Raw genomic sequence first — 8,273 nt, forward strand, 5'->3', positions numbered from 1 at the left:
GACCAAAAACGTTGACGGAACCACCTACAAAAAACTTGTAACGCTATACGACCGATTTCGATTTGAAAATTAATGGGACACCCTATAATTGATACTCCACAAAGAGTATCTTTTTTATTGAAAGGAAACTTTTCGACAAATACTGATAAAGTTTATATTATTGCAATATAGGGAATGTATTGATGATGAAAATGAAAAGGGGTCGAAAACATGATAAGCTTACAATCAGATCAACTTCTTGAGGCAACAGTCGGACAATTTATGATTGAGGCGGACAAAGTAGCGCACGTGCAAGTCGGAAATAACCTTGAGCATGCATTATTAGTATTGACAAAAACCGGATACACAGCCATCCCGGTTCTGGATCCTTCCTACCGTTTACATGGCTTAATCGGGACAAATATGATCATGAACAGTATTTTTGGACTTGAGCGAATTGAGTTTGAAAAGCTTGACCAAATCACTGTTGAGGAAGTCATGCTGACCGACATTCCGCGCCTTCATATCAATGATCCGATTATGAAGGGATTCGGCATGGTCATTAATAACGGATTTGTCTGTGTTGAAAATGACGAGCAGGTATTTGAAGGGATTTTTACGAGAAGAGTCGTTTTAAAGGAATTGAATAAGCATATACGCTCATTGAATAAGTAGGCTGTACGGCCTATTTTTATTATATAGGCAGAGTGAAAAAAGAAAGCGCATACATAATTTAAACGAGAATAGGGCTTGAATAAGAAACTAAGATTTTATTAGAATGGGAGATAAGAAAAACTTATTGATAACAAAAAGGAGGACGACATGCAGCTTCAAGAGCTTCATATGCTCGTAGTTTTAGCTGAGGAATTAAATATGAGAAAGGCGGCAGAACGGCTTTTTGTATCTCAGCCGGCTTTATCTCAGCGCTTACAAACCATTGAAAAGGCGTGGGGAACAAAAATCTTTTTAAGATCTCAAAAAGGATTAACGGTAACGCCCGCCGGTGAGAAAATCATTCAGTTTGCGAATGATGTGACATTAGAGCAGGAAAGAATAAGAGAAAATATTGACGAGCTTGAAGGTGAAATTCACGGCACATTGAAGCTTGCCGTCGCCTCCATAATCGGTCAGCATTGGCTCCCTAAAGTCCTGAAGACGTATGTGGAAAAGTATCCGAATGCAAAGATCTCGCTCATAACCGGGTGGAGCAGCGAAATGCTGAAAAGCTTGTATGAGGATCAGGTTCATATCGGCATTATAAGAGGCAACCCTGAGTGGAAGGGGCGCAAAGATTACTTAATGACAGATCATCTGTATTTAGTGGATACTGAAATTTCCTGCATCGAAGATATTGCCCATACAGAACGGCCGTTTATCCAGTTTAAAAGTGATAGCACTTATTTTCAGGAAATTCAGCACTGGTGGCATCAAAAATTTAAAACGTCGCCGAAACAGACGATATTGGTTGATCAGATTGAAACGTGCAAACAGATGGCGCTGCACGGAATCGGTTATGCCATTTTGCCGTCTGTTACCCTTCAAAATGAAGATAAAGTGAATAAAATGCCTCTTTTAGACATGAAAGGGCATCCGATCGGTCGGGATACATGGTTATTAGGCTATGAGCCTGCCTTTGAACTGAAACAAGTTCAAGCTTTTGTACAAGTGATAAAGGATATGCTGGATCAGGAAAATCCATTTTAAAGACAGCGAGGTGCTGTCTTTTTTTTATTTATCTGTTGACAATGAAAATCATTATCATTTAAAGTGTTACATATGATATTGAAAATCATTATCAACTAATGGGGTGATAACAAGGCTAAAGCCGTGATTACATAAGCCAGCATGTAAGGAAATACAGAAGACATTGCCTTCATAATAAAAGATACGCTTCAGGAATATGAGTTGGATATCGATTGTGTCGAGATAGATGATGTGGATGTGTCTTGCTTAACCTCCTATGATTATGTACTGATTGGCACCTATACATGGGGGGACGGCGATTTGCCCTACGAAGCGGAGGATTTTTTCGAAGAGGTCAAACAGCTTCAGCTTCATGGTTTAAAAACAGCCTGCTTCGGGTCTGGCGATTATTCTTATCCAAAGTTTTGCGAAGCGGTGAATTTGTTCAATGCCATGCTGCAAGAGGCGGGAGCTGCTGTTTACCAGGAAACACTAAAAATTGAATTAGCGCCTGAAACGGATGAAGATGTGGAAAGCTGCCGAGCGTTTGCGAGAGGTTTTCTTGCATGGGCAGATTATATGAACAAGGAAAAAAGCCATGTTTCATAAAGGAGCAACTGCTGTTACGGCATCGGCGTTTTCTGGATATTTTGTGGCGGTACAAAGAGAAGGCATTTTTCATTATTCTTTGGAGCAGGGCTGGAGAAAGCTTTTTCGTTTGAAAAGTAAGATACACTGTATCAGCTACATAGGGCCTTACTTATTTGGTGTTGGTGAAAAGGGAACAGTCATTCGTTCGGCTGATGAAGGGAAAACCTGGACGATGTCGAGCTTTCCGACAAATGCAACAGTGTGGGCGATTACCGGCAGAAACAACGGGTTTGTCTGCGCCCACGGTAAGCATTGTATTTATGTATCGGATGATTTTGGTGTCTCATGGCGCGTAGCCAAACCTTTTGCCGAATTTCATAATCCCCCTGTTATCCGGTCGCTATGCCTTCACGGGGGCAATCTTTTTATTGGCACGCAAATACACGCATATTTTGGCGGCATTTGGGCTTACGACATTAAGCGTGACACTGTCCAAATTGTCAAAAAAGAAAAAAACCGGATGACGGCATCCATGCTCGTGTTCAATGAAAATTGGCTGGTGGCGGCGATGGGTTCTGTGAAAGGAAAGCACGGTGCTGTCACTGTACGGAATCTTTTGAATGGTGAAGAATTCATCATTCAATCCAGTATGATCAGAAAAGAAGAGTCATTTCTTGATCTTTCAGAGGATGATGGCATTATATATGTCACTACAACACAAGATGAAAATGGTTTTTCGAGAATTTACCAGGCTGATCTCGAAGCCCGATCGTTAAAATGGTTCGATACCATTAAGGGGCATGGATGGAGAGTGGCCAATCAGAAAGAGAATTTCTTTTGCGCAGGCTTGTATGAATGTAAATTTGTCCAGCCGTACGAAGTTTCAGCAATGATTCATTAGAGGAGGAACAAGGAATTGGCGAAGATTTTGCTCGTTTATGCAACAATGTCAGGCAACACTGAAGCTATGGCAGATTTGATTGAAAAGGGGCTTCAGGAGGCGTTAGCAGAAGTAGACCGTTTCGAAGCAATGGATATTGATGATGCCCAGCTGTTTACCGATTATGACCATGTCATAATGGGAACCTACACGTGGGGAGACGGAGATCTGCCTGATGAATTTTTAGATCTTGTTGAAGACATGGAGGAGATTGATTTTTCCGGCAAAACATGCGCTGTATTCGGTTCCGGTGATACAGCATATGAATTTTTCTGCGGAGCGGTTGATACGCTAGAGGCAAAAATAAAAGAACGCGGTGGAGACATTGTGCTGCCTTCGGTAAAAATCGAAAATAATCCAGAAGGTGAAGAAGAGGAAGAATTAATAAACTTCGGGAGACAATTCGCAAAGAAAAGCGGGTGCGCTGTCTGATCACTCACTGGGAACTGCTAAAACGGCTGTTCCTTTTTTTCTTGTCTTTGTATCTTTCCTTTGATACAGTAATGAGGTAGAAAATCAGGAGGAGGACTATACATATGAAAATGATGGACGCAAATGAAATTATTTCATTTATTCAAAATAGTACAAAATCTACACCTGTAAAGGTTTACGTGAAAGGTGAGCTGGAAGGAATCAATTTCGGTGAATCTGCGAAAGCTTTTATCAACGGAAACACTGGTGTCGTTTTCGGTGAATGGAGCGAAATCCAAACAGCAATCGAAGAAAACCAAAGCAAAATCGAAGACTATGTGGTTGAAAATGACCGCCGCAATTCTGCGATCCCAATGCTTGATCTTAAAAACATCAAAGCGCGTATCGAGCCGGGCGCGATCATCCGCGACCAAGTTGAAATCGGTGATAACGCAGTCATCATGATGGGTGCTTCTATTAATATCGGTTCAGTCATCGGCGAAGGCACAATGATTGATATGAACGTTGTGCTTGGCGGACGAGCTACTGTCGGAAAAAACTGCCATATCGGCGCGGGTTCTGTACTTGCGGGCGTTATTGAGCCGCCATCCGCTAAACCGGTTGTGATTGAAGACGACGTCGTAATCGGCGCAAATGCTGTTGTGCTTGAAGGTGTAACAGTAGGTAAAGGAGCTGTTGTTGCTGCGGGAGCGATCGTGGTAAACGACGTTGAGCCATACACTGTCGTTGCAGGCACACCAGCTAAAAAAATCAAAGACATTGATGAAAAAACAAAAGGCAAAACTGAAATCAAGCAGGAATTACGCCAGCTGTAAGGAAAAGTTTGATAAAAAAGGCGTGGATAATATATCCACGCCTTATTCGTATAGGCAGGAGGAATAGAAATGAAGAAAGAGGAGCTCATCGCAATTCGCAGAGATCTGCATCGTATACCGGAGCTTGGATTTCAGGAGTTCAAAACCCAGCAGTATTTATTAAATGTCTTGGAACAATATCCGCAAGACAGAATTGAAATTGAGAAATGGCGAACAGGGCTTTTTGTAAAAGTGAACGGGACGGCGCCGGAAAAAATGCTGGCGTACAGAGCGGATATCGATGCGCTTTCTATAGAAGAGCAAACTGGTCTTCCATTCGCATCAGAGCATCACGGCAACATGCACGCCTGCGGTCACGATTTGCATATGACGATTGCACTCGGCATTATTGATCATTTTGTTCACCACCCAGTCAAACATGATTTGCTTTTTCTGTTTCAGCCGGCAGAGGAAGGGCCTGGCGGTGCGGAACCAATGCTTGAGAGCGATGTATTAAAAAAGTGGCAGCCTGATTTCATCACTGCGCTTCATATTGCTCCAGAGCTTCCGGTAGGCACCATTGCGACAAAAAGCGGCCTTCTATTTGCGAATACATCAGAGCTAGTCATCGATCTGGAAGGCAAAGGGGGACATGCGGCATATCCGCATTTGGCTGAGGATATGGTTGTAGCGGCAAGTACACTTGTCACCCAGCTGCAAACGATTATCTCTAGAAACACAGATCCGCTAGACAGTGCTGTTATTACAGTTGGTACCATTACCGGAGGCTCGGCACAAAATATCATTGCGGAAACGGCCCACCTGGAAGGCACGATCCGCACGCTTTCTGAAGAATCGATGAAACAAGTAAAGGAACGGATTGAAGATGTGGTGAAAGGAATCGAAATCGGATTCCGCTGCAAAGGAAAAGTGACATATCCGTCTGTATATCACCAAGTTTACAATACGAGCGGATTAACAGAAGAGTTTATGTCTTTTGTTGCTGAACATCAACTGGCGACAGTAATTGAAGCAAAAGAAGCAATGACTGGGGAGGATTTTGGCTATATGCTGAAAAAATATCCCGGCTTCATGTTCTGGCTCGGCGCTGATTCTGAACATGGGCTTCATCATGCTAAGCTGAATCCCGATGAAAATGCGATAGAAACAGCGGTTCATGTCATGACAGGTTATTTTTCTGTTTATGCCAATTAAGCACAAATGAAAGAATAAAATTCCATAAAATGAGCACTCTAGTAAACGGAGGTGTTCAAAAATGGCTAAAAAAATTGGAATTGAACAATCGTTATCAGATGTAGAAGCTGCTTTAAAAGAAAAAGGATATGACGTTGTAATGATGAAAAGCCCTGCTGATGCTCAAGGCTGTGACTGCTGTGTCGTAACAGGTCTTGATAATAATGTGCAAGGGATAGCCGATACGGTAACACAAGCACCTGTCATTACAGCTTCCGGGATGACGGCTGAAGAAATTTGCAGCGAAGTTGAAAGCAGAATTCAGTAATATAAAAACCGAAGCAAAAAGCTTCGGTTCTTTTATTTATTCTGTTTCTTTAGGGAAAGCGCGGTCGAACGCGTTCTTTATTTCTTTTCTCAACACTCGTTCGACTCGCCACTGTTCCATATTTTCTGTTTTGGCAATGACCCTGATTACAATTTCAGAAGTCCCCAGTTCTTGAATCCCGATGACATTTGGGCCTTCTTTTATTTGTGGAAGAGCCGCTGCCGTCTCATCACAAACCTGCTGTAAAATATGAATCATTTCATCAATATTTCTTTCAGCCGGCACTTTAATGTCAACAAGAGCCTGCATGGTACCACGAGAATGATTGCTCACGTTTGTGATGTTTCGGTTGGGGATGTAATGCAGTGTTCCGTCAAAGCTGCGGATTTGAGTTGTCCTTAAGCCAACCTGCTCGACAATTCCGTCAAAGGTGGAAACGGTAATATAATCTCCGACATCCAATTGTTTCTCAAGCAAAATAAAAAAACCTGTCACGATATCACTGACAAGCCCTTGGGCGCCAAATCCGACAGCCAGGCCGACGATTCCTGCCCCCGCTAAAAGAGCGCTTGGATCATAATGAAACAAATCTAGAACCATGACGAAAAATATGAAAATCAATGTATAAGCAAATATGTTAAGAGTCAGGCTTCGGAGCGTATGTGCACGTCCGATAGACAAGCTATTCTGCTCCTCGAATTTTGCAAACAGATGTTTAATGATTTTCATGCCTAATGATCGAACGATAAAATAGAGCAATATTATAATGGCGAGTTTAATGAGCAGAACACCGGCATTTGTAATCAGTCCCGCCCAATCATATTGTTTAATAAAGTCCATGTTGAGCTCCTTTTCTAATTGATTGCTGCACATTGAGGCTAGTTACCCTGTACATGACCATGTTAAACGTTTTATTCAAAAATGTCGAAGCCAAAGACATACATGATTTGTTAAAAATTGACTCAGGAAATCTGCTTTTATATAATGGCATTGCAATATAACTAAAAATGGTTAATCACCCTTTATTTTCATGCGATTTTGACCTTTAAGCCAAACAATAAATTGGAGGGATACATATGGCAGAACGTATGGTAGGTAAACAAGCTCCTCGTTTTGAAATGGAAGCAGTCCTTGCAAGCAAAGAATTCGGCAAAGTAAGTCTTGAGGAAAACATGAAAAACGACAAATGGACAGTGCTGTTCTTCTATCCAATGGACTTCACTTTTGTTTGTCCGACAGAAATTACAGCAATGTCTGACCGCTATGACGAGTTCGAAGATCTTGATGCAGAAGTCATCGGGGTTTCAACTGATACCATCCATACTCATTTAGCTTGGATCAATACAGACCGCAAAGAAAACGGTCTTGGCCAGCTGAAATACCCGCTTGCTGCTGATACAAACCATGAGGTATCCCGGGAATATGGCGTTTTAATCGAAGAAGAAGGTGTGGCTTTGCGCGGATTGTTTATTATTAATCCTGAAGGGGAGCTTCAATATCAAACTGTTTTCCATAACAACATTGGGCGTGATGTTGATGAAACGCTTCGTGTTCTCCAGGCGCTGCAAACTGGCGGACTCTGTCCGGCTAACTGGAAACCAGGCCAAAAAACACTCTAATTCTTTCCAAGAACGAAAAGCGGTCTAGCATATTCGTTAGGCCTCTCTTTTAAAATAGGAGGGAAAAAGCAATGAAATTACGTCAGCCCATGCCGGAATTGACGGGAGAAAAAGCTTGGTTAAATGGTGAAGTGACGAGAGAGCAATTGATTGGGGAAAAGCCGACGCTTATTCATTTCTGGTCCATCAGCTGCCACTTGTGCAAAGAAGCGATGCCGCAAGTGAATGAATTTCGTGATAAATATAAAGATCAGCTGAATGTTGTAGCTGTGCATATGCCCCGTTCCGAAGATGATCTTGACCTTGGTAAAATTAAAGAAACAGCCGCTGAACACGATATCACTCAGCCGATTTTTGTTGACAGTGACCATGCTTTAACCGATGCATTTGAAAATGAATACGTACCTGCGTATTATGTGTTTGATAAAACAGGACAGCTCCGTCACTTCCAAGCCGGCGGGAGCGGTATGAAAATGCTCGAAAAACGTGTGAACCGCGTTCTGGCTGAAACGGAATAGGTATCTGACTAAATAGTATTTCCTAAAAACCTGATCACATCAGGTTTTTTATTTGTGCAAAAAGCAATGGAAGAAGAGTAAGAAGCTTATTTTTCCAAATTTGGGTATAGGAATTGATGGTTTGTTTGATTGATACGCTAGAAAACACAGCTAATTTTTGATGTTTTTCCTCAATTTTAGATAAATCTCATATCT

At 41.9% G+C, this 8,273-nt stretch carries 10 protein-coding genes and 2 pseudogenes; 11 read left to right on the forward strand and 1 reads right to left on the reverse strand.

From position 1 onward, the window contains the following. The 9 genes and pseudogenes from abbA to RAC86_RS31580 form a co-directional block, all read left to right on the forward strand. Positions 1-73: pseudogene (gene abbA, locus RAC86_RS31540) on the forward strand (AbrB antirepressor AbbA); the annotation flags it as partial. 137 nt (positions 74-210) lie between these two features. Beyond that, entirely contained in the window at positions 211-654 is a 444-nt protein-coding gene (gene cbpB, locus RAC86_RS31545) for a cyclic-di-AMP-binding protein CbpB (protein ID WP_003218674.1), read from the forward strand. A gap of 147 nt (positions 655-801) precedes the next feature. Then, entirely contained in the window at positions 802-1,683 is an 882-nt protein-coding gene (gene ccpC / locus RAC86_RS31550) for a transcriptional regulator CcpC (protein WP_003232387.1), read from the forward strand. A gap of 147 nt (positions 1,684-1,830) precedes the next feature. Beyond that, a pseudogene (locus RAC86_RS31555) lies at positions 1,831-2,271 on the forward strand (flavodoxin); the annotation flags it as partial. Beyond that, positions 2,261-3,154, forward strand: coding sequence for a WD40/YVTN/BNR-like repeat-containing protein (locus RAC86_RS31560; protein ID WP_377886425.1), 894 nt, complete (start codon positions 2,261-2,263; stop codon positions 3,152-3,154). The pseudogene RAC86_RS31555 and the gene RAC86_RS31560, both read left to right, overlap by 11 nt. Before the next feature lie 15 nt (positions 3,155-3,169). Then, positions 3,170-3,625 carry a flavodoxin gene (locus RAC86_RS31565; protein WP_003245242.1) on the forward strand — a complete coding sequence of 152 codons (456 nt, stop codon included), beginning with the start codon at positions 3,170-3,172 and terminating at the stop codon, positions 3,623-3,625. Between the two features lie 104 nt (positions 3,626-3,729). Next, positions 3,730-4,440 carry a 2,3,4,5-tetrahydropyridine-2,6-dicarboxylate N-acetyltransferase gene (dapD, locus tag RAC86_RS31570; RefSeq protein WP_003218680.1) on the forward strand — a complete coding sequence of 237 codons (711 nt, stop codon included), beginning with the start codon at positions 3,730-3,732 and terminating at the stop codon, positions 4,438-4,440. 69 nt (positions 4,441-4,509) lie between these two features. Beyond that, positions 4,510-5,634 (forward strand): N-acetyldiaminopimelate deacetylase, encoded by a 1,125-nt coding sequence (locus RAC86_RS31575; protein ID WP_038428899.1) that lies wholly within the window; start codon positions 4,510-4,512, stop codon positions 5,632-5,634. Between the two features lie 61 nt (positions 5,635-5,695). After that, positions 5,696-5,941, forward strand: coding sequence for a YkuS family protein (locus RAC86_RS31580; RefSeq protein WP_003232382.1), 246 nt, complete (start codon positions 5,696-5,698; stop codon positions 5,939-5,941). A 36-nt stretch (positions 5,942-5,977) separates the two neighbouring features. Here RAC86_RS31580 and mscT read toward each other — a convergent pair whose 3' ends face one another. Beyond that, positions 5,978-6,781, reverse strand: a complete 804-nt coding sequence (mscT, locus tag RAC86_RS31585; RefSeq protein WP_377886427.1) for a small-conductance mechanosensitive channel protein MscT — start codon at positions 6,779-6,781, stop codon at positions 5,978-5,980. Positions 6,782-7,017: 236 nt separating this feature from the next. On the opposite strand from mscT, the gene ahpA reads away from it, so the two are divergent. Both ahpA and ykuV read left to right on the forward strand, forming a co-directional pair. Further along, positions 7,018-7,560, forward strand: coding sequence for a biofilm-specific peroxidase AhpA (ahpA, locus tag RAC86_RS31590; RefSeq protein WP_003245371.1), 543 nt, complete (start codon positions 7,018-7,020; stop codon positions 7,558-7,560). A gap of 71 nt (positions 7,561-7,631) precedes the next feature. After that, entirely contained in the window at positions 7,632-8,078 is a 447-nt protein-coding gene (ykuV, locus tag RAC86_RS31595; RefSeq protein WP_014476671.1) for a thiol-disulfide oxidoreductase YkuV, read from the forward strand. Positions 8,079-8,273: the final 195 nt, after the last annotated feature.

The organism is Bacillus sp. LR_5 (genome assembly GCF_042709275.1).